At 65.3% G+C, this 23,749-nt stretch carries 20 protein-coding genes; 13 read left to right on the top strand and 7 right to left on the bottom strand.

The genetic code is table 11. From position 1 onward, the window contains the following. The first annotated feature begins 108 nt into the window (after positions 1-108). The 3 genes from EOA38_RS04860 to EOA38_RS04850 all read left to right on the top strand — a co-directional run bounded on the left by EOA38_RS04860 (position 109) and on the right by EOA38_RS04850 (position 2,832). On the top strand, positions 109-588 hold the full coding sequence (locus EOA38_RS04860; RefSeq protein WP_127298629.1) for a TerB family tellurite resistance protein: 480 nt from the start codon (positions 109-111) through the stop codon (positions 586-588). A 17-nt stretch (positions 589-605) separates the two neighbouring features. Further along, the gene (locus EOA38_RS04855) at positions 606-1,322 is read left to right on the top strand and encodes a glutamine amidotransferase (RefSeq protein ID WP_127298628.1); all 717 of its coding nucleotides are present in this window, start codon (positions 606-608) and stop codon (positions 1,320-1,322) included. A gap of 343 nt (positions 1,323-1,665) precedes the next feature. Then, positions 1,666-2,832: an epoxide hydrolase family protein gene (locus EOA38_RS04850; protein ID WP_245480763.1), complete on the top strand. Its 1,167-nt coding sequence runs from the start codon at positions 1,666-1,668 to the stop codon at positions 2,830-2,832. A 225-nt stretch (positions 2,833-3,057) separates the two neighbouring features. Here EOA38_RS04850 and EOA38_RS04845 read toward each other — a convergent pair whose 3' ends face one another. The 7 genes from EOA38_RS04845 to EOA38_RS04815 all read right to left on the bottom strand — a co-directional run bounded on the left by EOA38_RS04845 (position 3,058) and on the right by EOA38_RS04815 (position 11,891). Next, on the bottom strand, positions 3,058-4,296 hold the full coding sequence (locus EOA38_RS04845; RefSeq protein ID WP_127298627.1) for an MFS transporter: 1,239 nt from the start codon (positions 4,294-4,296) through the stop codon (positions 3,058-3,060). Positions 4,297-4,452: 156 nt separating this feature from the next. Further along, positions 4,453-5,553 (bottom strand): pyridoxal phosphate-dependent aminotransferase, encoded by a 1,101-nt coding sequence (locus EOA38_RS04840; RefSeq protein WP_127298626.1) that lies wholly within the window; start codon positions 5,551-5,553, stop codon positions 4,453-4,455. A gap of 108 nt (positions 5,554-5,661) precedes the next feature. Further along, complete coding sequence (locus EOA38_RS04835) at positions 5,662-6,123, bottom strand: MucR family transcriptional regulator (protein ID WP_127298625.1); 462 nt, start codon at positions 6,121-6,123, stop codon at positions 5,662-5,664. Between the two features lie 191 nt (positions 6,124-6,314). Next, positions 6,315-7,019, bottom strand: coding sequence for an ROK family protein (locus EOA38_RS04830; RefSeq protein WP_127298624.1), 705 nt, complete (start codon positions 7,017-7,019; stop codon positions 6,315-6,317). Between the two features lie 15 nt (positions 7,020-7,034). Further along, positions 7,035-8,411: a glucose-6-phosphate dehydrogenase gene (gene zwf / locus EOA38_RS04825; RefSeq protein ID WP_127298623.1), complete on the bottom strand. Its 1,377-nt coding sequence runs from the start codon at positions 8,409-8,411 to the stop codon at positions 7,035-7,037. A gap of 13 nt (positions 8,412-8,424) precedes the next feature. Then, complete coding sequence (gnd, locus tag EOA38_RS04820) at positions 8,425-9,438, bottom strand: phosphogluconate dehydrogenase (NAD(+)-dependent, decarboxylating) (RefSeq protein WP_127298622.1); 1,014 nt, start codon at positions 9,436-9,438, stop codon at positions 8,425-8,427. 35 nt (positions 9,439-9,473) lie between these two features. Beyond that, positions 9,474-11,891, bottom strand: a complete 2,418-nt coding sequence (locus tag EOA38_RS04815) for a glucan 1,4-alpha-glucosidase (protein WP_127298621.1) — start codon at positions 11,889-11,891, stop codon at positions 9,474-9,476. 230 nt (positions 11,892-12,121) lie between these two features. Between EOA38_RS04815 and EOA38_RS04810 the strand changes: the two genes are divergently transcribed. From EOA38_RS04810 to EOA38_RS04755, 10 genes are all read left to right on the top strand, one after another. After that, positions 12,122-13,399, top strand: a complete 1,278-nt coding sequence (locus EOA38_RS04810) for a GAF domain-containing protein (protein ID WP_127298620.1) — start codon at positions 12,122-12,124, stop codon at positions 13,397-13,399. Continuing rightward, positions 13,399-14,136, top strand: coding sequence for a response regulator transcription factor (locus tag EOA38_RS04805; RefSeq protein ID WP_127298619.1), 738 nt, complete (start codon positions 13,399-13,401; stop codon positions 14,134-14,136). Before EOA38_RS04810 ends, EOA38_RS04805 begins: the two co-directional genes overlap by 1 nt. 128 nt (positions 14,137-14,264) lie before the next feature. Next, positions 14,265-14,459 carry a 4-oxalocrotonate tautomerase family protein gene (locus EOA38_RS04800; RefSeq protein ID WP_126091255.1) on the top strand — a complete coding sequence of 65 codons (195 nt, stop codon included), beginning with the start codon at positions 14,265-14,267 and terminating at the stop codon, positions 14,457-14,459. Beyond that, positions 14,459-15,349 (top strand): SMP-30/gluconolactonase/LRE family protein, encoded by an 891-nt coding sequence (locus tag EOA38_RS04795; protein ID WP_127298618.1) that lies wholly within the window; start codon positions 14,459-14,461, stop codon positions 15,347-15,349. Before EOA38_RS04800 ends, EOA38_RS04795 begins: the two co-directional genes overlap by 1 nt. 87 nt (positions 15,350-15,436) lie before the next feature. Continuing rightward, complete coding sequence (locus EOA38_RS04790) at positions 15,437-16,453, top strand: ABC transporter substrate-binding protein (protein ID WP_127298617.1); 1,017 nt, start codon at positions 15,437-15,439, stop codon at positions 16,451-16,453. 45 nt (positions 16,454-16,498) lie between these two features. Beyond that, a complete protein-coding gene (locus tag EOA38_RS04785) occupies positions 16,499-17,962 on the top strand; it encodes a sugar ABC transporter ATP-binding protein (protein ID WP_127298616.1) in 1,464 nt (487 codons plus the stop codon). Between the two features lies 1 nt (position 17,963). Continuing rightward, positions 17,964-18,941, top strand: a complete 978-nt coding sequence (locus tag EOA38_RS04780) for an ABC transporter permease (RefSeq protein ID WP_189434482.1) — start codon at positions 17,964-17,966, stop codon at positions 18,939-18,941. Between the two features lie 4 nt (positions 18,942-18,945). After that, positions 18,946-19,893 carry an ABC transporter permease gene (locus EOA38_RS04775; RefSeq protein WP_127298614.1) on the top strand — a complete coding sequence of 316 codons (948 nt, stop codon included), beginning with the start codon at positions 18,946-18,948 and terminating at the stop codon, positions 19,891-19,893. A 377-nt stretch (positions 19,894-20,270) separates the two neighbouring features. Next, positions 20,271-22,331, top strand: coding sequence for a 3-hydroxyacyl-CoA dehydrogenase NAD-binding domain-containing protein (locus EOA38_RS04765; RefSeq protein WP_127298613.1), 2,061 nt, complete (start codon positions 20,271-20,273; stop codon positions 22,329-22,331). A gap of 342 nt (positions 22,332-22,673) precedes the next feature. Beyond that, on the top strand, positions 22,674-23,699 hold the full coding sequence (locus EOA38_RS04755) for a BMP family protein (protein ID WP_127298612.1): 1,026 nt from the start codon (positions 22,674-22,676) through the stop codon (positions 23,697-23,699). Positions 23,700-23,749: the final 50 nt, after the last annotated feature.

Here is a 23,749-nt window from a genome sequence, read left to right as displayed (position 1 = left end):
TGGTAAAGCAGCGCCGAGGCCGCGACGCGCGGATCGTCGGCGCTCGCCTTGGCCGCGCCGGTTTCGTTTGTTTTGAGGCTCGGCTTGGCGGGCAGGGAAAAGGTGTCGATGTTCGAACGCGTGTTGTCCTTCCTGAGGGATTTGCCGGCTGCCGGCGCGGCCAAGGCGAGCGCCGACGATCCGCGCGTCGCGGCCTCGGCGCTGCTTTACCATGTGATGAACGCCGACGGCGTGCGCCAGGATGTCGAATGGGAGCGCTTCAAGGAGATCCTTGCCGAGACTTATTCGATCAGCGGCGACGAGCTCGATGCGCTGGCAGCCGCCGGCGAGCGCGCCGACAATGAGGCGATCGACCTCTACGCCTTCACCAGCGTGCTCAAGCGCCATCTCGACGCCGAGGCGCGCAAGGCCTTCATCGGCCTGATGTGGGAAATCGTCTACGCCGACGGCGAGCTGCACGAGCTCGAGGACAACACCGTCTGGCGCGTCGCCGAATTGATCGGCGTCGAGCGCCAGGACCGCATCGAGGCGCGCCGCAAGGCGGCGGCCGAGGCGCCCGGCGCGCGCGGGACGTCGAGCGACGAATAGAGGATCCTTCGCCTTCCATGCCACCCAGACCGAGGCCGAGACCAAAAATCCTGATCGTGCTGCATCAGGAGACTTCGAGCCCCGGCCGCGTAGGTCATATGCTGCTGGAAGAAGGTTTCGATCTCGACATCCGCCGGCCGCCGCTTGGCGATGGATTGCCCCGCACGCTGGATGATCATGCCGGCGCGGTTATCTTCGGCGGGCCGATGAGCGCCAATGACGGGGACGAGTTCGTCCGCCGCGAGACCGACTGGCTCGAAGTCCCGCTCAAGGAGAACCGGCCCTTCCTCGGCATCTGCCTCGGCGCGCAGATGCTCGCCAACCATCTCGGCGGCAAGGTCGAGGGTCATGGCGAGGGACTGGTCGAGATCGGCTGGTATCCACTGAAGGCGACCGAGGCGGGGAAGAATCTGCTGCACTGGCCGGAGATGGTTTACCAGTTCCACCGCGAGGGTTTTTCGCTGCCGAAGGAGGCAACGCTGCTCGCGACGGCGGAAACCTATCCCAACCAGGCTTTTCGTTATGGCGAGAATGCCTGGGGCATCCAGTTCCATGGCGAGCTGACAAGGATGATGATGCAGCGCTGGGTGGTGCGCGGCGCGCATCGCTTCGAATTGCCCGGCGCCCAGCCCGGCCGCGACCATCTCGGCGGCAGGCTGATCTGGGACATGCACCTCAAGCGCTGGCTGGGGGAATTTCTGGGGCTGATTTTTGGCAAGCCGGCTGTGGGATAGAGCAAAAGCCAATTGCCCCGAGTGGCTGAGCTTGACCGGAAGACGACCTACGTCCTGTCGAGAGACGTGGACGACCGCTCTGCGCTGCAGAGTCGGCCATCCGGACCGCTGTGCCCGGTGCTCGGAAGCGGCCGTAAGCTCAGGGCGAACGTTCACGTCCGCTGCGCTGCGAGATTAAAGCGCGTCGCGCTGAAGAGGAGCCAGGCGACGCGCTTTAAGTCTTTGTTTTGATGCATGTCGTTCCCCCAAAACCGCTGCGCACTTTTGGGCGACATGCATTAGGTGAACCACATCGATTGTTGGTACACCGGCTTTAGCGCTATGGTGACGGACACCCTGCACCATGGCAGATATGAAAATCCGGCCTTTTTCGATCCACATCCCCAACGAAGCGCTGGCTGACTTGCGACATCGCCTGCATGCGACGCGTTGGCCGAGTTCACTTGATGACGAGAGTTGGGCCGACGGCGCGAACCTGCTGTTCATGCAGCGGCTTTCTCACCATTGGCTCCACAACTTTGACTGGCGCGCGCAAGAGGAGCGGCTGAACCGACTACCACAATTCATCGCCACTATTGATAACGCGGACGTCCACTTCGTCCATCAGCGCGGGGCAGGGCCATCACCCATGCCTATTGTCCTGACGCACGGCTGGCCAGGCTCTTTCGCCGAGATGGAACACATCATTCCGTTGCTGGCCGACCCCGGAGCTCACGGCGGCGATCCCGCCGATGCTTTTCACGTCGTCGTGCCCTCCCTTCCCGGCTATGGCTTCTCGCCTGCGCCCTCCTACCCTGGTGTCAACGCACGAACGATTGCCCAACTGTGGCATCGATTGATGGAAGGTCTTGGTTACAACCGGTTTGCAGCTCAAGGGGGCGATATCGGCGCCGGTGTCTCGGCTTGGCTCGCGCGGCAGTTCCCAGACAGCTTGGCAGGCGTTCATGTCAACTATATTCCCGGCAGCTTCCGCCCGACCCTGGGACCGGCATCACCGCCCGTGACAAATGAGGAGCAAGAGTTTCTTAAACGGGTTTCGTCCTGGGCGGCAGATGAAGGAGCCTATGCAGCTTTGCAAGGCACCAAGCCACAGACGCTGGCCTTCTCGCTGACTGATTCTCCCGTGGGTCTCGCTGCCTGGATTGTCGAGAAATTCAGATCCTGGAGCGATTGCGATGGTGATATCCAGCGCGTTTTCTCCCTGGATACGCTGCTTACCGATATTTCTATTTACTGGTTCGGCGACAGCCTCAGCGCCTCCTTGCGGCTGTACAAGGAGAATCGCCTTTGCCCACTCTCGTTCGACCTTGATGAGCGCGTGACGCCGCCATTTGGCGTCGCGCTCTTTCCCCACGAACTGCCGATGCCGCCACGGTCTTGGGTCGAGCGCGTTTTCGATGTCGCCCGCTGGACTGAGATGCCGGCGGGGGGCCATTTCGCGGCACTTGAGCAGCCAGAGTTGCTGGCGCATGAAATTCGCGCCTTTTTTCGGCCGCGTCGTCAGCCTTAGAGACCGTCACCTCTTGCGGTAGAGGATCATTCCTTGCGTGATGGAGCACGCCGTCGACGAACGTCCCGTCGGCGGTGAGCCGCTATCGTCCCAATAGAAGATGTCATCGCCTGGCAATCGCATAGGACAGCAGCCTCGACGGCAGCTTTCTGATGCCGCGCCACAGAGCGGACCGGCTCCTAACGGCCCCATCTCGGCCGTTGTCGGCGCAAGCTTGGCGCTTGCTCAGTTCCGGCTGTTCAGATGCCGCACCTGCCGCAGCGCCGGGAACAGCCAGGCCCACAATCCGACGACCGCTATCGCGCCGATGCCGCCAACCACCACCGCCGGCACGGTGCCGATCAGCGCCGCCATGGTGCCGGCGCGGAATTCGCCGAGTTCGTTGGAGGCGCCGACGAAGACCTGGTTGACCGCGTTGACGCGGCCGCGCACCTCGTCCGGCGTCCAGAGCTGGATCAGCGTCTCTCTGATATAGACGCTGAACATATCGGTGGCGCCGAGAAGAACGAGCGCCGCAATCGACAGCCAGGTGATGGTCGACAGGCCGAACAGCACCGTGCAGACGCCGAACGACGCTGCGGCGCCGAGCATGACCACGCCGGCGTGGTCGCGGATCGGATGGCCGGCGAGCCAGACCGCGACGCAGATGGCACCGATGCTCGGCGCCGAGCGCAGCAGGCCGAGGCCCCAGGGGCCGAGCTCCAGAATGTCGCGCGCATAGACCGGCAGCAGCGCCGAGGCACCGGAGAGCAGCACCGCGAAGAGGTCGAGCGAGATCGCGCCGAGCACGATCTTCTCGCTCCAGATGTAGCCGAAGCCGGCAAACAGCGTCTGCATCGTCGGCTTGTCGGTGGCGGTGTGCTGAGCGGGCTTGGGGATGGTGAAGACGAGCAGCGCGGCGGCAAGCAGCAGGATCGCCGCGGTGGCGTAGGCGATTTCCGCCGAAAGGCCGTAGAGCAGGCCGCCGGCGACCGGGCCGACGATCGTCGCGGTCTGCCAGGCCGACGAGTTCCAGGCGATCGCGTTGGCGAAATCCTCCTGCGGCACCAGATTGGCGAACAGCGAAGACGAGGCCGGTCCGTAGAAAGCGCGGGCTACGCCGAACAGAGCGAGCACGACGAAGATCGGCAGCGGACCGGTCAGGCCGCGCAGCGTCAGGAATAGGATAGCGAGCGCGCAGCCGCCTTCCACCAACGACGCCAAGGTCATGATCAGGCGGCGGCCGAAGCGGTCGGCGACGACGCCGGTGACGAGCACCAACAGCAGCGAGGGCAGGAACTGGACGATGCCGACAATGCCGAGGTCGAAGGGATTGCGCGTCAGGTCGTAGATCTGCCAGCCGACGGCGACTGAGACGATCTGGGTGGCGAAGGTGGTGAGGAAGCGCGCCGTCCAGTAGCTCAGGAACGGCCGGTGCCGGAAAGCGGCATAGCGCTGGTCAGGTGAAGCTGCTTCGGCGGTCATGGTTCAAGGGCCCCGTTGTGGCGTTGGCCGGCGGGGCACTTCCACGGCGGGCGCTGGTCCGGCCAGAACCCTTTAGCCCAGTTCGTCCTGCCGCGCGCGCGAAAAATCGGCGCTGGACGAAAGAAATCCGGAATTATCGTTCGCGATGAAAGAAGTTCAGCCCCGCAACGCCGCGGAGATGGCTTCCAGACCGCCGCGCAATTCCGCCTCTTTCGGCCAGCCGAAGCCGACACGGAAGAAGCGCTTCGGCATCTCGAACCAGTGGCCTGGGCCGACATAGGTGCCGTGCTCCTCGAGAAGCCTGGTGTAGAACCGGTCGAGGTCGAAGCCGGTATCGACGTTCAGCCGCGGAAAGCCGACGACACCGCCTTGCGGCCGCACCCAGTCGACAAGCGGCTCGCCGTCGATCCAGGCCTGGACGATGTCGCGCCGTCTCGCCATCTGGGGCAGCAGCGATGCCAGGAAGGCATCACGGCGCTCGAGCATGGCGCGGGCGATCGCCTCGTCGACGACGCTGCCGCAGATGCCGATCTGCTCCTTGGCGGCAAGGAATGTCTCCCGCAGCGCCTTGTCCCTGGCGACCAGCCAGCCGATGCGGATGCCCGGAATGCCGAAGGCCTTGGAAAGCGACGAGACGCTGATGGCGCTCGCACTCAGCGACGCCGCCGAGGGCAACCGCTCGCCATAGGACAGATCGCGATAGGTCTCGTCGACCAGCAGCCGGCAACGCCGGCGCTCAGTGAGCGCGACCAGCGCGTCGAGATCGGCGCGGGTCATCATCGTGCCGGTCGGGTTGTGCGGGCAGGTGACGCTGATCAGCTTCGTGTTCGGCCGCACGGCGGCCGCGACGCGCTCGACGTCGATCGCGAAGCCGTTTTCGAAATCGAGATCGACATAGGAGATGGCGCAGCCGATCGCCTTGGGGGTCTCGATGTTGGTGGCGTAGTTCGGCCGCACGACCACGAGATGGTCGCTCGGCGACAGCAGCGAGGTGGCGATGATGAACAGCGCGCCGGCGGCGCCCGCGGTCACCAGCACGTCGTCAGCGGAGAGCCCTTCGTTTTGTGCGGCGATCAGCGTGCGCAACTCCTTGTCGCCACGATGCTCGCCGTAGAACAAGGTCAGATCAGGCAACGAGAGGCCGATGTCGGAGAGCTTCTGGTCGGCGATCGAGCTTTCGGAGAGATTGCAGCGGATGCGGTCGTAGCCGTATTCTTCCGGCGCCTCCTTCTCGATCACCATCCTTGCGTAGTTCATGGCCAGGCTCCCCCGAGGTTCAGCCTATCCAGGCCATAAAAGCAGGAAGCCTGCCAAGGCGGATTCGCCGGCAGGCTTCTCAAACTGTTGGTACAGGCAGGTGACGTCTCAGGCGGAAGCCCTGGCCCTTCTGCCTCTCGCAGGCTTGACCGGCTCGGCTTCCGCCTTGCGGCCGAGGCCGATCGACTTGGCGAGCTCGGAGCGCGACGCGGCATAATTGGGCGCGACCATCGGGTAGTCCGCCGGCAGGCCCCATTTGGTGCGGTAGGCTTCCGGCGTCAGCCCGAAATGCACGCCGATATGGCGCTTCAGCGATTTGAACTTCTTCCCGTCCTCGAGGCAGATGATGTAGTCCGGTGTCACCGAGCGCCGGGGATTGACGGCTGGCGTGGGCGGGGGCGCCGGCGGCGCCGGCGGCTGGTTGAGTTCACCGATCGAGGAGGCGACGCTGGCGATGAGCTCGCCTAGGCCCGAAGCGGGCAACCGGTTCTTGGCGACATAGGCCGACACGATGTGAGCGGTGAGCTCGAGCAGGTCGACTTCCTTGGCTGTGTTGGTGTCCTCGTCCACGTCATTCCTCCGTCTGTGCCGCATGGCCGCGAATATCGGGATGTAAATCAGAGCGCTGCCGCGTTCTCCACACTCAGGAAGACGCATGGCGCCGCAGGCCGGCGAATTCCTAGTCGGCAAATCTGCGCAGCGCAATGACCAGTCGCGCGGTTACACGCTATTTTGAACAACTATACTGAAATGTAACAATATCAGACGATCAGCGCCTTGTCGCGCCACAGTCGAAATCCGCCTTCGAAGGCGCGAGTGTTGTCGCCGCGCCTGGATTTCTCGGGCAATTCATCAAGCTTGTCGACATTGCCGCCGCCGATGACCACATAGTCCGGCTGCAAGGCGGCGCGAAGCCTGTTTACGACATCAAAAACATATCTGCGCCATTTTTTCTTGCCGTGCTTTACCAGGCCGCGCTCGCCGACATAGTCCTCGAAGCTGCAGCCCTTCTTATAGGGAAGATGGGCAAGCTCCATCGGCTGCCCGACGTGATCGAGGATCATCGCGGCGCCGAGGCCGGTGCCCAGGCCGAGGAACAGCATGCGGCCGCCCTCATAGCTGCCGATCGCCTGCATCAATGCGTCGTTAACGAGCTTGACCGGCTTGCCGAAGGCGGCGGCGAAATCATAGCCGTTCCAGCCCTTGCCGAGATTGAAGGGGTCGAGCGAAGGCTTGTTGTCGCGCACCGGGCCCGGGTAGCCCATCGAGATGACGTCATAGCACAGCCCCTCGGCAAGCTTCTTCACCGAGGCGACCACCTGCTCAGGCGTCAAGCCCGGCCCGGATTCGGCGCGACGGACTTCGCCGCCGGCGCTGGTGAGGATCTTCACGCGCGAGCCGCCGACGTCGATGGTGAGCACGATCTGGTCGCCCTTCGCCGCCGCCGGCTTTGCCGATTTCGCCATCCCGTTGCCTCCAAACTATTTCGTCGGGTTGATCCAGCCATTGGGCGGGCCGAAGCCGTCCATGGCATCGGCCGGTCCCCAGGTCTTGGGGGCATAGATAGGGGGAGGCGTCATGTCGCCAAGCACCGGGCCGACAATGCGCCAGGCAAGCTCGGCCGCATCCTGGCGCGTGAAGAGCTGGCCGTTGCCGTTCATGGCGTCGCCGATCAGCCTTTCATAGGGCGGCATGTCGCCCTTGGTGTCGTCGAGCGCGGTCAGCTCCACCTGCTCGCCGATCATGTCGTCGCCTGGCACCTTGCGCTGAGCGCCGATCGAGATCGCCACCTGCGGGTCGATGCGGAAGCGGACATGGTTGGCGTCGTCCGGCTTGATCGGGTCGAAGACATCGAGCGGCGGCCGCTTCATCCGCACGATCACCTCGGTGGCGTGCACCGGCATGTTCTTGCCGGCGCGGATGAAGAAGGGCACGTCCCGCCAGCGCCAGGTGTCGACGAAGAAGCGCACCGCGGCGAAGGTCTCGACGGGGGAGTTCGGCCGCACGCCCGGCTCCGCCAGATAGCCGTCGAACTGGCCGCGCACGACATCGTCCTTGTTCAGGGTGCGAATCGCCCTGAGCACCTGCACCTTCTCGTCGATCAGGTCGTCGGCCGAGCGGCCGACGGGCGGCTCCATGGCTAAAAGCAGCAGGATGTTGAGCAGATGGTTCTCGATGACGTCGCGGATGCAGCCGACATCGTCATAGAAACGGCCGCGGCCCTCGACGCCGAAATCCTCGGCCATGGTGATCTGCACGCTCTCGACGAAATTGCGGTTCCAGATCGGTTCGAGGAAGGAGTTGGCGAAGCGGAAATAGAGCAGGTTCTGGATCGCTTCCTTGCCGAGATAGTGGTCGATGCGGAAGATCGACCGTTCGTCGAACACCAGATGCAGCACCCGGTTCAGCCAGCGCGCCGACTGCAGGTCGTGGCCGAAAGGCTTTTCCACCATCAGCCTTGCGCCGCGCGCGGTGCCGGACTGTTCCAGGCCTTGCACGACGATCTCGAACATCGTGGGCGGCACGGCCATGTAATGCAGCGGCCGCTGCGCCGAGCCCAGCGCCGTCTTCAGCTTCTCGAAGGTGGCCGGGTCGCGGTAGTCGCCGCTGACATAGCGCAGCAGCGAGGCGAGCTTGCCGAACACCTTGTCGTCGACGGCGCCCAGCGCATTGACGATGCCGTCGCGGGCGCGGTCCACCAGCTTGCCGATGTCCCAGGGCTCGAAGGCGACGCCGATCACCGGCTCGGCGAGCGTCCCCTTGGCGACCATGTGATAGAGCGCCGGAAATATCTTCTTGTGCGCAAGGTCGCCGGTCGCCCCGAAAAGCACCAGCGTGTCGGACCTCTCCTGGCTCATGCCGCCTCTCCCTTCACGCGCCGGTCTTCGGCTTCTCGATATGGCCGCCGAAGGCATAGCGCATGGCGGACAGAAGCTTGTCGGCGAATGCGGATTCGCCTTGCGAGGAGAAGCGGTCGAACAGCGCCGCGGAGAGCACCGGCGCCGGAACGCCTGTGTCGATCGCCGCCTTCAGCGTCCAGCGGCCTTCGCCGGAATCGGAGACGCGGCCGCCGAACTGGGCGAGCGCGGGATCGTTCTTCAGCGCGCCGGCGGTGAGGTCGAGCAGCCAGGAGCCGATGACGCTGCCATGCCGCCACACCTCGGCCACCTGGGCGAGGTCGATATCGAACTGGTAATATTGCGGGTTTTCCAGCGGACTGGTCTCGGCGTCCGCCGTCCGCTGCCGTTTGCCCGCATTGGCCGACTTCAGGATGTTGATGCCCTCGGCATAGGCGGCCATGACGCCGTATTCGATGCCGTTATGCACCATCTTGACGAAATGGCCGGCGCCGCTCGGCCCGCAATGCAGATAGCCGTGGGGGGCGCTTCCGGCATCCTTCGGCGGATTGGAGCCCGGGTCGGCGCCCGGCGCCAGCGTGGCGAAGACCGGATCGAGATGCTGCACGGCTTCATTGGGGCCGCCGATCATCAGGCAGTAGCCGCGCTCCAGGCCCCAGACGCCGCCGCTGGTGCCGACATCGACGAAGCTGATGCCCTTGGTCGCCAGCTTCGCCGCCTGGTCGACGGCATCGTGATAGTAGGAATTGCCGCCGTCGACGATGATGTCGCCCGGCTCCATCAGCGCCGCAACCTGGTCGGCGATCCTGCCGGTGATCGCCGCCGGCAGCATCAGCCAGGCGCAGCGCGGCTTGGCGAGCTTGGCGACGAATTCCTCCAGCGAGGCGGCGCCAATGGCGCCGTCCTTGACCATGCCGGCGACGCTTGCCGAGTTGATGTCGTAGACGACGCATTCGTGGCCGTCCCGCATCAGGCGGCGCACCATATTGGCGCCCATCCTGCCCAGTCCCATCATTCCGATCTGCATGGTGTCGTCCCAATAGCTTGAGGAAAGAAGAAATCTTACTGGCTATCCGAAGGATCAATGCCGACGGTGAAGTCGACATTCTCCCAACGGCCGGCTTCGGGCCAGAAAAAAGTGAAGACGATCGTGCTGCCCGGCAGCAGGTCGGCGACATCGAGGTCAACCAGATGGACACCGAAGGCGTTTTCGGCCGTCTTGTCGTCGCGCACCGTCAGCCATTTGTCGCTGGTCCAGTGGACAACGCCACGGGCTGAAAGCTCGACGCGCAGGGCCTTGCCGGCGGGAATGGAGCGGATCTTGTTGTTGAAGCGCCAGGTCCGGAAGGGCGAGACGGTCTTGCGCTTGATGTAGCGCTCGACACCTTGCGGCGGCATGTCGAAGACGGTTCCGTCGCGCAGCGAGCGCAAGAGCTTGATGTGCTCGGCATGCGCCCAGACCAGCGGCATGGCGCTGCCCGACGGTGCGCCGAGCCGCAATTCGCGCTCCGGCATGTCGGGTCTGTCCCAGACCTGTTCCGGCAGGAGGCCGCCTACACCGGCCGAGCGCTCGAAGGTTTCGAGCAGTTCGGCCGCCTTGCCGTGCCGTCCGGCCGCCAGCTCGTAATGCGCGCGCTCGCCTGTGAGCAGCGGCCAAGGCCGGCCCTGGCCGGTGCCGTCGAAAGGCGAGCCGTCCTCGTGCTCGCCGTAGCCGTCGCCGGTGTAGCGGTACCAGACCGGGCCTTGCGGCAGGTCGCAACGCAACTCGGCATCGATGGCTTTGATCGTGTTCAGGATGCGCGGATCGTCCGTTGCCCTGAGGCCAAAACGTACCAACGCAAGGGCGTCAGGGCTGACGATCGCTTCGGCCGGGCGGTCGGTCTCGGCGGGCGGCCGGTTCTTGATCGGCACGAAGCCGTCCTTCGGCGAAGCGGCGCCGCCATCGTCAGGCGGCGCGATGCGGACATAGTAGCCGTCGATGCTCTCCCTGGCGCAGAGTTCGGTGCCGGTGACATAGGTCCAGCGCTCGATCTCTCCGTTCCAGCAGTCGGCGGTCTCGCGCAGATAGTTTGCCGGCTCATTTTTGTCGCAGGCGTCCAGCATATCGGCCGCCGCAAGCAGTGCCGCGATCTCGACCGCCAGCGTGAACGGGCTGTAGCCGGCGTCTTCCTCCCAGCGATCCTCGCCGGTGACCGGGCCGTTGCGCACGACATAGGAAGCAGCGCTCTCGATCATGGCCAGGAAATCGTCGAGTTTCGCGCGCGGCAGATGGCCGGCGCGGCGCAAGGCGTCGGCGAGCAGCAGCGGAAAGGCGCATTCGTCCATCTGGATGCCCGGCCAATAGGGCTCTCCGCTCGACCAGCAATTTTGCGGCCAATGGCCGTCCGGCCGCTGGATCGAGCGCAGATAGGTGAGGATCTGCAGCGCCTGCCTGGCGTCGCCGGCGGCGAGGAAGCCGCCCGCCGTCTCGACCAGGTCGCGCGGCCAGACCAGATGGTAGCCGCCGAGATCGTCGTCGCCCTTGTTGAAGCCCCAGGGGATCGAAAGACTGGCGACGGCGGCCCCGGGCCTGGCGATCGACAGATGCGAGGCAAGCACCGCGGTGCTGACGCGGTAGGTGTTCAGGCCGGAGGCAGCGTGCCGGTCGACCTTTTCCAGCCCGGCCTGGAATTTCCGCCAGTTGCCGGCATAGGTTTCGGCAGCCGCGTCGAAACCGTCCCTCAGGCTGGCCAGCGCGATCTCCGCCGCCTGTTGCGGCCAGGCACCGAAGCCGAGCGCCAGCAAGGCCGTGCCCTCGCCTGCCGCGAAGCCGATCTCGCCGGTCAGCGCCACATTGCCGTCCTCCGCCCGCTGGCAGGCAGGATCGAGCGCGCCGCCATCGCGGAGCTGCTGCCAGCCATCGGAGAAGCCGACATAACCGGCCGAACAGGCGCCCCAAGGCAGTGACGAAGCAAGCGCGATCGAGACGCCTCGTCCCGATGCAAAGAGCATTCGCTCTCCCTTATGCTCGCCGACCCAGGCCGTGTTGCCCATGCCGGCATTGACGAGGTGCGGCGCAAGCAGTGCGTAGACGCGATAGTCCGAAGCCGAGCCTTTAAGTGCCGCGAATGTGATTTCCTGCAGCAGCGCTGGCCGTTTCGGATCCGTGATGATGCGCTTTTCTACCCGGTAGGCGCCATCGGTCGCCGTGTTGACCAGGCGGTAGGCCGGCACGCCGTCCTCGAACGGCTCGACAAGGTGGACGGCATCGCGTTTCTCCTCCGAGAAATAGCCGCTGGGGCCGGTTATCATCAGCCCCATGTCGCGCGTGCAGGCGCTGTCGAGGCGCGGATAGTAGATCTCGTTCAATATGCCGTGGCTGATGGTGAACCAGAGCGGGCTTTTCGCTGAAAGCGCGGTGCCGACGCCGCTCTTGGCGCTTGACGTCCAGCGTGCGGGAATTCCCGGGGCGCCCCGAGCAACGTTCGGCGTCGCTGCCATGCCATGCGATCTCCTCGGCCATCCCTAAACCAGGAGCGGCCGGCTTTTCAATCGTCGCACCTGAAGTTGATCGCCTGCCGCCGCGGGAGCCATCGTTGACAGCGGCACCGTCAAGCGCTCACTATTTCGCAAGCAGGGAGGAATGCGGGAAACAGCGCTTGCAGCCGTGCCATATGGCTCGGCATTGCTAGTTTTTGCGCGGCATTCGTCCAGCGGCAAGGGAGGAGACGATGTCGGAAGTATCTCCCCAACTGATCGACCGGTTGCTCGCGATTTCGCGAGCTTTAGCCGGCCACATCGATCCGGGCTCGGCATTCCGGGCGACGGCGATCGAGATCGGCACGCTCATCCCGCACGACCATATCGACCTGGCGGTGCTGTCGCTCGATGGACGCATGCATGCCTGCTACGAGGCCGGGTTCCACACAAGCTGGAGCGAGCTTGCGCAGCATCCGGTCGAGGGCAGCCCGATCCGCCGCGTGCTGCGGGGCGAGACGCCTTATCTTCTGTCCGACAATGCGCTCGTCGACGACCGCTTTCATTTCGACGGAGCTTTCGACGGCCCGATCTTCGCCGCCAAGCTGCGCAGCCGCATCATCGTGCCGCTCAGGGCACGCGGCAGCGTGATCGGCGCGCTCAACATCAGCCGGCACGAGGCCGGGTGCTACACGCAGGCCGACGTCGACGTCGCCCAGCAATGCGCCGATCTCATCGGGCCCTATATCTTCGCGCTGATCCAGACCGAGGAAGCGCGCCGCGCCATGCTCGCCGAGAGTGAGGCGCGCAACCGGGCGGAGCTGCTGCGGGTCGGCGCCTCGCAACTGACCGCCGGCATGGAGCGCGAGCGCCGCCGCATGGCGATGGACCTGCACGACCAGACGCTCGCCGACCTCGCCCGCATCGCGCGCCAGGTCTCGGCCTTCCGCAGCCGGGGCGTGGCACGGACGGCCCAGCTTGCCGATCTCGAGCAGGAGGTCGCGGGCTGTCTGGCGGAACTGCGCCACATCGTCGACGACATGCGGCCGAGCGTGCTGGAATTGTTCGGCCTGCGCGATGCCGTCGAGGCGCATCTCAACCGCAGCGTCGCCAGGGCCAAGCCGCCGATCGCGGTGCGCATCGCCGACACCAGCGACGGCAGCGCCGACAACCTGTCGGAAACGCTGCGCACGGCGCTCTACCGGATCGTGCAGGAAGCGATCAACAACGCGGTGCGCCATGCCGGGCCGAGCCGCATCGAGGTGCAACTGGCCTCGACGCTAAACACGTTCAGCGTGACCGTCACCGACGACGGCCATGGCTGCGGCGCGGTCGACCCCGCCGCCCAAGGCGGCATCGGCCACATGCATACGCGGGCGGCCCTTGTCGGGGCGCGGCTGCGTTTCGAGCCGGCCAACCGCAAGGGCGGCACGCGGGTCGTCATCGAGATCGACCGCGAGCCGGCGGCCGACAAGATTTTGGCACGTGGGGCTGCGGCAACCGAGGGTAAGCCGGTGGCGGAGGTGGTGTGATGCTGGTCATGATCGCGGAAAATGACGGCCTGCACCGCACATTCGCGCGGCGCACCGTCGAGCAACTATGGCCGGGCGACGTCGAGGTGATCGAAGCCGGCGACGGCGAGGATGCCATCAACCTCGCGGCCGAGCGGCAGCCGCCGCATGTCGTGCTCGACCTGCAGCTTCCCAAGGCGACCGGCATCGAGGTGGCCCGCGCCATCTGGAGCCGGCGCGCCGGCACGCATATCCTGTTCTGGTCGAATTTTGCCGACGAGGCCTATGTGCGGGGCGTGGCGCGCATCGTGCCGCCGGGATCGGTCTATGGCTATGTGCTGAAGTCGGCGACCGAGGAAGGCATGCGCTCGGCGCTGCGCGGCGTGTTCCGCGAGGGGCATTGCATTATCGACCGCGAGATCCGCGGCATCCAGCATCGCGTTCAGGACCGCTTCGAGGGCATCACCGACGGCGAATATGAAAGCCTGATCGACATCGCGCTCGGCCTGACGGACAGGGCGATCGCGGCGCGGCGCGGCCTGTCGATCCGTGGCGCGCAGAGCCGCATCAAGCATGTCTACGACAAGCTGGGCATCGTGCCGCCCGAGGATGGCGCCGGCGAAGCGTCGGTGTTCAACTCGCGCACGCGGGCGATCTACCTCGCCATGGCGCGCGGGTTGATCAACATAGACGCGTTGCGGCGCGAGCAGGAACAGCTCGACGCTTGGCTCGCGCAGGCGACGCCATTGCAGGAGTAGCGACCTTGAACGCCGCGACTGTGCAAAACCACAGTCGGTGCTGCGCTTAGGCCGCTATCGCCCGATCCCCATCCCGACTAGGCTTTTGTCTGACAAGAACAAGAAGACAAGAATCCCGGGGAAGCGCCATGCCGTTCGTCAGCATACGGATACTCGAGGGCCATTCGCAAAAGCGCAAGGACGAGATCTCGCGCCGCGTCACCGAGGCGATCAGCGAGATCGCCGAACTGCCCAAGGAAGCCATCTGGGTGGTGATCGAGGATGTGCCAGGCAGCGACTGGTTCGTCGGCGGCAAGCCGGTGCGGGAACCGAAGGGCTCGTAATGTCGATGCCCGCACACGCCCGTCATTCCGGCTTCGACGATGTCGTCGGCAATGCGGCGATGGAGCGGCTGGCCACAGGGTATTCCTTCATCGAAGGGCCGGTGTGGCACCCTTACGAGAAATGGCTGGTCTTTTCCGACATTCCGCAAAGCCGCATGTACCGGCTCGGCAATTCGGGCGAGATCGAGCTTTTCCGCGAGCCGAGCCAGATGGCCAACGGCAACACGCTCGACCGGCAGGGGCGGCTGGTGACCTGCGAGCACGCGACCAGCCGCGTCACCCGCGCCGAGCCGAGCGGCGCGACGACGGTGCTCGCCACCCACTATCAGGGCAAGCAGCTCAACAGCCCGAACGATATCGTCGTCGCCACCGGCGGCTCGATCTATTTCACCGATCCGACCTACGGGCGGGCGGAGTTCTACGGCGTGCCGAGGTCGCAGGAATTGCCGCACCAGGGCGTCTACCGGATCGACGGCGACGGCGCCCGGCTGACGCTCGTCGCCGATGATTTCACGCAGCCCAACGGGCTCTGCTTCTCGCTCGATGAATCGCGGCTCTTCATCAACGATACCGAGCGCGGCCATATCAGGGTGTTCGGCGTGGAAGCGAACGGCGATCTCAACGGCGGCGCCGTGTGGGCGGTGACGGAAGGCGATGAGCCGGGCTCGCCAGACGGGATGAAGATCGACAGCCGGGGCAATCTCTATTGCACCGGGCCCGGCGGTATCCATGTCTTCGATGCCTCGGGCGATTTGATCGGCGTCATTGCGACACCGGAATTTTGTGCCAATTTCACCTTCGGCGACGATGATCTCAGGAGCCTCTACATTGCCGCCTCGACATCGCTCTACCGGTTGAGGGTCCGCGTGCCGGGGCTGAGGTTGTTTTGAGCGAACGGGCTCGGATTTGATTGGAGTGAAGCCGGCCCGGAAGGCCGATGGAAGTGCAGCAGTCAACACATCTGGGAGGATAATGACATGAAGAAACTACTGGTCTTGAGCGCTCTTGCCGCCATGCTCGCCTCGGGCACGGCGCTTGCCGACACGAGCGGCAAGAAGATCGCCTTCTCCAACAATTACGCCGGCAATTCGTGGCGGCAGGCGATGCTCGACAGCTACGGCATCGTCACCAAGAAGGCGGTCGAGGACAAGGTGGTCGGAGCCGCCGATGTCTTCACCACCGCCGACAAGGAAGTGCCGACCCAGGCCGCGCAAGTGCAGAACCTGATCCTGCAGGGCTATGACGCCATCGTCATCAACGCCGCCTCGCCGGATGCGTTGAACGGCGCCATCAAGCAGGCCTGCGACGCCAACATCGTCGTCGTCTCCTTCGACGGCATCGTCACCGAGCCTTGCGCCTATCGCGTCGTCGTCGACTTCAAGGATATGGGCAAGCAGGAAGTCGAGCAGATGGCCAAGTTCCAGCCGAAGGGCGGCAATCTGCTGGAAATCCGCGGCCTTGCCGGCACTTCGATCGACGATGCCATCCACGCCGGCATTCTCGAAGGCGTCGCCGCCCATCCCGAGTTCAAGATCGTCGGCTCGGTGACCGGCGACTGGGACCAGACGACGGCGCAGAAGGCGGTGGCGACCATCCTGCCGTCGCTCCCCGACGTCGTCGGCATCGTCGACCAGGGCGGCGACGGCTATGGCGCCGCGCAAGCCTTCGCCGCCGCAGGCAAGCCGCGACCGACCATCATCATGGGCAACCGTCAGGACGAGCTGAAGTGGTGGAAGGAGCAGAAGGAGAAGGACGGCTACACGACCTGGTCGGCCTCGATCGCGCCCGGCGTGTCGACGCTCGCCTTCTGGGTGGCGCAGCAGGTGCTCGACGGTCGTAAGGACATTCCGCACGACCTGCTGGTGCCCTATCTTGCCTTCACCCAGGACGATTTCGAAGCCGCGCTGCCGAAGATCAAGGAGGGCGGCGTCGCCACCCACGAATACACGCAGGAAGAAGCCGTTGCGGCCATCAAGGCCAACATCAAGCAATAGTGGCCAACGTTGCCAGCCGCATCGGCAACCGGATAAAAGTTGAGGATGCTCCAGGCTATTGCAGACATCGTCAGGCTGGACGGCGCCGAAAAACATTTCGGCGCCGTCCGGGCGCTCAACGGCGTCGACTTTTCTGTCGGCGCCGGCGAATGCGTCGGGCTGGTCGGGCACAATGGCGCCGGCAAGTCGACGCTCATGCACATGGTGGCGGGCACGCTGCGGCCCGACGGCGGGCAGATCGCCGTGCGCGGCAATCAGGAAGCCGCCTATTCCGTGGCGCGCGCTCTCGAGCTCGGCATACGCTGCGTCTTCCAGGAGCTGTCGCTCTGCCCCAACCTCAGCGTCGCCGAGAACACGCGCATCAACCATCCCTCGCTCGCCGGTTTCGGCTGGCGGCGCAAGGCCGCCGACCTCATTCAGGCCAAGCTCGACGAGATCTTTCCCGACCACGGCATCGCGGCGGACGATATAGCCGGCGACCTCTCGATCGGGCGGCGGCAGATGGTCGAGGTGGCGCGCGCCTTTACATTGACCCGCGAGCCGCTGCACCTGGTCATCCTCGACGAGCCGACCTCGTCGCTCGACGCGCATACGGCAGGCCAGTTGCTCGCTTTCGTGCGCCGCTTCGTCGGGGCGGGCGGCAGCTGCATCCTGATCTCGCATGTGCTGGGCGAGGTGCTGCAGAATGCCGACCGCATCGTGGTGATGCGAGACGGCAAGGTGGTCGCGGCCGATGCCGCCAGCGCTTTCGACCGCGACAAGCTGGTCGCCGCCATGGGTGGCGCCGAGGGCCATCAGCGGACCGCTAAAGAGACGCGGAAGGCCGAGGCCGGTGCGCTCAGAGTGCGGGCGCGTCCGGCACGGCAGCAGGATGGCAAGGAACTTGTCGCCCGCGCGGGCGAGATCATCGGCCTTGCCGGTCTTGCCGGCCATGGTCAGACGGACCTTTTGCTCGCAATTTTCTCGGCGGCCTCGCGCGCCAAGGCCGGCATCGAGGTGACGGCGCCGGTCGCGCTGGTCGCCGGCGACCGCCAGTCGGACGGTATCTTTGCGCAATGGTCGATCGCGCAGAACATCGGCATCCGTTCGCTTCAGCGCCTGCGCAATGGTCTGCTGATCTCGCCGCAGCGCGAGGCGGAACTGGCCGAGTTCTGGAAGAAGAAGATCGGCATCCGCACGCCGGACATGAACAACAACATCTATTCCCTGTCGGGCGGCAACCAGCAGAAGGCGCTGTTTGCCCGCGCGCTCGGCTCCGATGCCGAGATCGTGCTGATGGACGACCCGATGCGCGGTGTCGATGTCGGCACCAAGCTCGAAGTCTACGACCTTGTGCGCGAGGAGGCCGCCAAGGGCCGCACCTTCCTCTGGTACACCACCGAAACCGAAGAGCTCGACAATTGCGACCATGTCTATGTCTTCAAGAACGGCAGGATCGTCGCCAATCTGCGGCGCGACGAGCTGACGGAGGAAAAGATCATCCAGTCCTCCTTCGGCGATGCGGCTTGAGATGACGGCGCTCGCTCCCGGCACGGTCCCGAAAGCCTCAGCACGCAGCAATGCGGCCAGGGCGCGTATGCTGCGCGGCCTGTTACCGGCGCTGTCGCTGGCGCTGGTGCTGATCGCGATCGCTTGGCTCAATCCGCGCGCCATCAGCTATTTCGGCTTCAACCTGATGCTGAACCTGGCGATCCCGATCGCGCTGGCGACGATCGCGCAGATGTTCGTCATCGCCGGCAACGAGCTCGACCTGTCGATCGGCACCTTCGTCGGCTTCGTCGGCTGCGTCACCGCGACGTGGCTGCGCGACGCGCCGCTCATCGGCATCGCGGTGCTTCTGGGATCGATCGGCGTCTACGCGCTGCTCGGCGCGCTGATCCATTTGCGCAACCTGCCTTCGATCGTGGTGACGCTCGGCATGAGCTTCGTCTGGCAGGGGCTCGCCATCCTCATCCTGCCGAAGCCCGGCGGCAAGGCGCCGGACTGGCTGCTGGCGATCCTGGCGTTCAAGCCGCCCTACATACCGTTCCCGATCCTTGCGGCGCTGCTGATTGCGGCGGTCGTGCATTTCGGCCTGATGCGCACCTCCTATGGCGTCATCTTGCGCGGCTCCGGCGGCAATGCCGCGGCGCTGAGGCGCGCCGGCTGGTCGCTGCTTCGCACCAAGATCGGGCTGTTCGCGCTGACGGGCCTGTTCGGCGTGCTCTCGGGCATGGCGCTGATCGGCATCACCACCTCGGCCGACGCCAATATCGGCAACGGCTACACGCTGCTTTCGATCGCCGGCGTCATTCTGGGCGGCGGCGAATTCGTCGGCGGCCGGGTGTCGCCGATCGGCGCGGTCCTCGGCGCGCTGACGCTGGCTTTGGCCGCCTCGCCGCTGCTCACCTTCATGCATATCCCGCCCGACTGGCAGGTCGCCGCCAATGGCGCAATCCTGATCATCGTGCTGGCGGCGCGGGTGCTGATCAGCCGCAGGGAGAGGTGAGAAGATGGCCTCTGTGCGGATGCTGCTCGAGAAACCCTGGCTCTGGTCCTTCGTGGGCGCTCTCTTCGTATGGCTGGCGACGGTTGCCTTCACCGGCGGCTACGGCGCCGGCGGCATGGTCACGGCCGCGCTTTCGCTGGCCGTCTTCACCGTCATCGTCGGCGTCGGCCAGATGTTCGTCATCACGCTCGGGCCCGGCAATGTCGACCTGTCGCTGCCGGCCAATATCGGGCTCGCAAGCGCCGTGGCGATGAAGGTGATGGGCGGCAGCGATTCCATGATCGTCGTCGGGCTGCTTGCGGCTCTCGCCTGCGGCGCGGCGATCGGCGCCATCAACTATCTCCTGATCTGGGCGCTGCGCATCCCGCCGATCATCGCGACGCTGTCGGCGAGCTTCATCATCCAGTCGGTCGACATCAGCTATGGTCGCGGCCTGCAGATCAAGCCGCCGCCGGGCTTCGCCGACTTCACCAACTGGCAGGTCCTCGGCATCCCGGTGCTGGCGATGCTGACGGTGGTCTTCACCGTCGGCGCGGCGCTGGCGCTGCAGCGCATGATCTATGGCCGCTCGGTGCTGGCGATCGGGCAGAACATCCGCGCCGCCTGGCTCGCCGGCGTCAGTGTTGGCCGCATCCGCTTCCTCACCTACACGCTGTGCGGCGCGCTGGGCGGCATCGACGGGGCCTTGCTTGCCGGCTATTTCCGCGGCGCCAATGTCGATATCGGCAACGAATATCTGCTCGCCTCGATCGCGGTCGTGGTCATCGGCGGCACCTCGGTCGCCGGCGGCAAGGCGAATGTGCCCGGCGTCTGGGGCGCCGGCCTGTTCCTGGTGCTGTTGCTCACCATGCTCAACACTTTCGGCGTCAGCGCCGGCGTGCGGCTGGTGCTGACGGGGCTGATCATCGTCGGGGTGATCACGGCGGCGGGTGGGGAGAGGGCGCTGCGGTAGTCGTGTTGGCGCAGGGCTGCGAGAGGTTGGCGGGACAGCACCCCCCCTCTGGCCTGCCGGCTTTCGTCGCTCGGAAAGCCAAGCAATTGGCTTTCCGTCCGCTGCGCGGACCGCTTCTCAACCCCCGCAAGGGGGGAGATTGGACGTCAGGCAGGTTTTCGCAAATCTCCAATCCCGCAGGATGAGCAGGGCGCCAAAGCTGCTGATCTCCCCCCTTGCGGGGGAGATGCCCGGTAGGGCAGAGGGGGGTGTGAAGGAACGCAACGCTTCCGGCTAAGCTTTCCGACAACCATTGTTCCAGCGCAACATCCGGTTCCCATTCGAGGCCCGGCCTAGTAAACCCTTCCGCGATCGCAGCCGGTCTCGGGAGGTTCCGCTTGTCCAATTTCGTCGACGTCGCGAACGAGAACGGCGTGGTGGTGGTCATAATCGACAATCCGCCGGTCAATGCGCTGAGCTTCCACGTCCGCAAGCCGCTTTATGAGGCGCTCGCCGCGCTGCGTGACGATCCTGCCGCCAGGGCCATCGTCATCGCCTGCGCCGGGCGCACCTTTGTCGCCGGCGCCGACATCACCGAATTCGGCAGACCCGTCGAGCAGCCGGAGCTGCGCGCCATCATCGCCCTGCTGGAAACCATCGCCAAGCCAACCGTCGCCGCGATCCACGGCACGGCCCTCGGCGGCGGGCTTGAACTGGCGCTTGGCTGCCATTTCCGCGTCGCCGACCGAGGCGCGAAGCTCGGCCTGCCGGAAGTGAAGCTCGGCCTGCTGCCGGGCGGCGGCGGCACGGTGCGCCTGCCGCGCCTTGTGGGTGCTGCGAAGGCGCTCGGCATGATCGTCTCGGGCACGCCGATTTCGGCCGGTGAAGCCAAGGCGGCGGGTCTTGTCGATGCGGCTTTCGACGGCGATTTGCTGGCGGAGGCCGTTCGTTTCGCCAGCGAAATGGCCGATCGAGGCGGTCCGTTCGTGCCGGTTCGCGACCGCAACGACCGCCTTGCCGAAACCGATCTCGCCGCCTTCGACGCCCGGGCGGCTGAACTCGCCAAGAAAGCGCGCGGACTCGAGGCGCCGCTTGCCTGCGCCGAGGCAGTCCGCAACGCGATCAGCCGGCCTTTCGACGAAGCGCTGGCTGCCGAGCGCCAGCTCTTCCTGAAACTCGTTTCCGGCGACCAGTCGCGGGCGCAGCGGCATCTGTTCTTCGCCGAGCGCGAGGCGGCGAAGGTGCCGGGCAAGGATCTGCAGCGACGCAATATTGCCCGCGTCGGCATCATCGGCGCCGGCACGATGGGCGGCGGCATCGCCATGGCCTTCGTCAATGGCGGTTTCCCGGTGACCTTGCTGGAGACGAGCGAGGAAGCGCTGCAGCGCGGGATGGCGACGATCGAGAAGAACTATGCCGTCTCGGTCAGCCGAGGTTCGCTGAGCGAAGAGGCCAGGCAGCAGCGGCTCGGCCTGTTCAAGGGCAGCACCGACTATACCGACCTTGCCGGTTGCGACCTGATCATCGAGGTCGTGTTCGAGGACATGGCGGTGAAGAGGGAGGTGTTCGGCCGGCTCGACGCCGTCGCCAGGCCCGGCGCCATCCTCGCCACCAACACCTCCTATCTCGACGTCAACGCAATCGCCGCCTCGACCTCGCGGCCGCGGGACGTGCTCGGCATGCATTTCTTCTCGCCGGCCAATGTCATGAAGCTGCTGGAGATCGTGCGCGCCGAGAAAACCGCGCCGGATGCGCTGGCGACGGTCACCGATCTGGCGCGGCGCATCGGCAAGGTGGCGGTCGTCGTCGGCGTCTGCCACGGCTTCGTCGGCAACCGTATGCTGTCCGCGCGAGGCGCTGAGAACGAAGCGCTATTGCTCGAAGGCGCGACGCCAAGTCAGGTCGACAAGGCTTTCACCGATTTCGGCTGGCCGATGGGGCCGTTCCAGATGGGCGATCTCGCCGGCCTCGACATCGGCTGGCGCAACCGCAAGGCGCGCGGCCAGACGGCCGTGATTGCCGATACGCTGTGCGAGCAGGGCTGCTTCGGCCAGAAGACCGGGCGCGGCTGGTATCGCTACGAGGGCGGCTCGCGCGAGCCGGTGGCGGACCCGGACGTCGAGGCGCTGATCCGCGCCAAGGCGGCGGAACTGGGCATCGCGCGGCGCGAAATCGGCGCGAAGGAGATCATCGAGCGCACGCTCTATCCCCTGGTCAACGAGGGCGCGAAGATCCTCGAGGAGGGGATCGCTGCACGGGCGTCAGATATCGATGTCGTCTGGGCCAATGGTTACGGCTTTCCGGTCGGCAAGGGCGGGCCGATGTTCTGGGCCGGGCTCGAAGGCGCGGGCAAGATTGTCGAGCGGCTGGGGTACTGGCACGCAAGGACAGGGCGGCCGATCTTCGAGCCGGCGCCGATGTTGAGAAGGTTTGCGGAGACGGGGCGCTGGGAGGGATAGTACAGCTATCCGGAACAAGCGCCGGAGTTCCTTCGCACCCCCCTCTGTCCTGCCGGACATCTCCCCCGCAAGGGGGGAGATTGGCAGATCTGGCGCTTCGCTGCTCTTGCGAAGTCCGAGATTGGCGAAGGCCGTCATGACGGCTGATCTCCCCCCTTGCGGGGGAGATGGCCGGCAGGCCAGAGGGGGGTGCTGTCCCGCCGATCTTCTCGGCTTACACACAACGATCGACGGCCAAATTTGACCATGTGGACAAAACTCAGACGCCGTTCCATAGTCCTGGCGTCTGACATTTTTTTGAACGGCCGGCTCGACACGGCTGTCGAACAGAGGGGCACTTCAATGGAAAACGATCATAGCAAATCGCAACGCGCCGGCCTGTCGCGGCGCAACGTGCTGGAACTCGGCGCGCTCGGTCTCGCGGCGGCCGCGCTGCCCGGTATGGCTTTCGCCAAGGACAAGAAGCTGAAGGTGGCGGCGATCTTCGCCACGCCGATCGAGGAGCCGTGGGACAACCAGATCCATGTCGCCCTGCAGAAGGCCCAGAGGGAGCTGAGCATCGAATACAAATGGTCGGAAAAGGTGCAGACCGCCGACTTCAGCCGTGTGATGCGCGAATATGCGCAGGGCGGCTACCAACTGGTGCTGGGCGATGCCTTCGCCGCCGAGCGCGAATCGCGAAAGACCGCCAAGCAGTTCCCGAAGACCGCCTGGCTGTTCGGCTCCGGCGCCGGTCCGGCCGAACCCAATTTCGGCGTCTTCGACAACTGGATCCATGAGCCGGCCTATCTGTCCGGCATGATCGCCGGCAAGATGTCGAAGTCGGGCACGGTCGGCGCTGTCGCGGCGATGGGCATTCCGGAAGTGAACCGGCTGGTCAACGCCTTCTTCGCCGGCGCCAAGGAGGTCAACCCGAATGTCAAGAAGAAGGTCGCCTTCATCGGCTCCTTCTTCGATCCGCCAAAGGCCAAGGAAGCGGCGGTGGCGCAGATCGATGCCGGCGTCGACGTCATCTATGCCGAGCGCTTCGGCGTCATCGAGGCCGCGGTGGAGAAGAAGATTCTCGCCATCTCCAACATGTCCGACCAGTCGAGCCTCGGCCCCGACACGGTCATCACCGGCCCGGTGTGGGACATGTATCCGACGGTCGAGCAGGCGATCAAGCTGGTCAAGGCCGGCGTCTTCACGGCGCAGGACTACGGCGATTTCTCGCGCATGGCCAAGGGCGGTTCCTATCTGGCGCCCTACCACAAGTTCGACAAGACGCTGCCGGGTGAGGTCAAGGACCTGGTCGAGAAGAAGAAGGCCGAGATCCTCGAAGGCAATTTCCGCGTCGACGTCGACGAGAACACGCCGGTTTCGGACTGAAGCCAGCGCTCCCCTCCCCCTTGGGGGGAGGGTGGCCCGCAGGGCCGGGA

It is taken from the genome of Mesorhizobium sp. M1E.F.Ca.ET.041.01.1.1, from assembly GCF_003997355.1.
In the GTDB taxonomy this organism is placed as follows: Bacteria; Pseudomonadota; Alphaproteobacteria; order Rhizobiales; family Rhizobiaceae; genus Mesorhizobium.
The sequence above is the reverse complement of the archived record's forward strand: the minus strand, read 5'-3'. Positions and strand labels throughout refer to the sequence as shown.

Coding starts and splice junctions, on each gene's coding strand:
- EOA38_RS04755 (WP_127298612.1), top strand. CDS start 22,674: ATGGAAAACGATCATAGCAAATCGCAACGCGCCGGCCTGTCGCGGCGC.
- EOA38_RS04855 (WP_127298628.1), top strand. CDS start 606: ATGCCACCCAGACCGAGGCCGAGACCAAAAATCCTGATCGTGCTGCAT.
- EOA38_RS04830 (WP_127298624.1), bottom strand. CDS start 7,019: ATGGCGAAATCGGCAAAGCCGGCGGCGGCGAAGGGCGACCAGATCGTG.
- EOA38_RS04850 (WP_245480763.1), top strand. CDS start 1,666: ATGGCAGATATGAAAATCCGGCCTTTTTCGATCCACATCCCCAACGAA.
- EOA38_RS04785 (WP_127298616.1), top strand. CDS start 16,499: ATGCTCCAGGCTATTGCAGACATCGTCAGGCTGGACGGCGCCGAAAAA.
- zwf (WP_127298623.1), bottom strand. CDS start 8,411: ATGAGCCAGGAGAGGTCCGACACGCTGGTGCTTTTCGGGGCGACCGGC.
- EOA38_RS04800 (WP_126091255.1), top strand. CDS start 14,265: ATGCCGTTCGTCAGCATACGGATACTCGAGGGCCATTCGCAAAAGCGC.
- EOA38_RS04840 (WP_127298626.1), bottom strand. CDS start 5,553: ATGAACTACGCAAGGATGGTGATCGAGAAGGAGGCGCCGGAAGAATAC.
- EOA38_RS04860 (WP_127298629.1), top strand. CDS start 109: ATGTTCGAACGCGTGTTGTCCTTCCTGAGGGATTTGCCGGCTGCCGGC.
- EOA38_RS04845 (WP_127298627.1), bottom strand. CDS start 4,296: ATGACCGCCGAAGCAGCTTCACCTGACCAGCGCTATGCCGCTTTCCGG.
- EOA38_RS04805 (WP_127298619.1), top strand. CDS start 13,399: ATGCTGGTCATGATCGCGGAAAATGACGGCCTGCACCGCACATTCGCG.
- gnd (WP_127298622.1), bottom strand. CDS start 9,438: ATGCAGATCGGAATGATGGGACTGGGCAGGATGGGCGCCAATATGGTG.
- EOA38_RS04795 (WP_127298618.1), top strand. CDS start 14,459: ATGTCGATGCCCGCACACGCCCGTCATTCCGGCTTCGACGATGTCGTC.
- EOA38_RS04810 (WP_127298620.1), top strand. CDS start 12,122: ATGTCGGAAGTATCTCCCCAACTGATCGACCGGTTGCTCGCGATTTCG.
- EOA38_RS04790 (WP_127298617.1), top strand. CDS start 15,437: ATGAAGAAACTACTGGTCTTGAGCGCTCTTGCCGCCATGCTCGCCTCG.
- EOA38_RS04815 (WP_127298621.1), bottom strand. CDS start 11,891: ATGGCAGCGACGCCGAACGTTGCTCGGGGCGCCCCGGGAATTCCCGCA.
- EOA38_RS04780 (WP_189434482.1), top strand. CDS start 17,964: ATGACGGCGCTCGCTCCCGGCACGGTCCCGAAAGCCTCAGCACGCAGC.
- EOA38_RS04775 (WP_127298614.1), top strand. CDS start 18,946: ATGGCCTCTGTGCGGATGCTGCTCGAGAAACCCTGGCTCTGGTCCTTC.